This window comes from Stenotrophomonas sp. A3_2, from assembly GCF_036624925.1.
In the GTDB taxonomy this organism is placed as follows: Bacteria; Pseudomonadota; Gammaproteobacteria; order Xanthomonadales; family Xanthomonadaceae; genus Stenotrophomonas; species Stenotrophomonas hibiscicola.
Genome location: NZ_JAZKVY010000150.1, coordinates 1 through 324 on the forward strand (window position 1 = coordinate 1; position 324 = coordinate 324).

General features: G+C 69.1%; 1 protein-coding gene. It reads left to right on the top strand.

The window, feature by feature from the left end; genetic code table 11:
• Positions 1-324 (top strand): AMP-binding protein (locus tag R5H29_RS04345; protein WP_332328819.1); only part of this gene is annotated, 324 nt, incomplete at both ends.

Consider the following 324-nt stretch of genomic DNA (forward strand, 5'->3'; position numbering starts at 1 on the left):
CCTGGGGCGACAAGGTGCTGATCGAGTATCGCGACCGCACGCTCTCCTATCGTCAGCTTTCGGCTTACGTGGACCGGCTGGCCGCCGGCCTGCTCGCCCGCGGCATCGGCCCCGGGCGCACCGTCGCGCTCTTCCTGCCCAACACCCCCTGGCACACCGTCGCCTTCTTCGCCGCGCTGAAGGCGGGCTGCCGCCTGGTGCATATGAGCCCGCTCGATGCCCCGCGAGAGCTTGCGCACAAGGTGATGGATAGCGGCGCCGACGTGATCGTCACGACCGATCTCGCGGGGCTAGGCGTCGGCGCGCAGAAATTCGTGGAGCTCG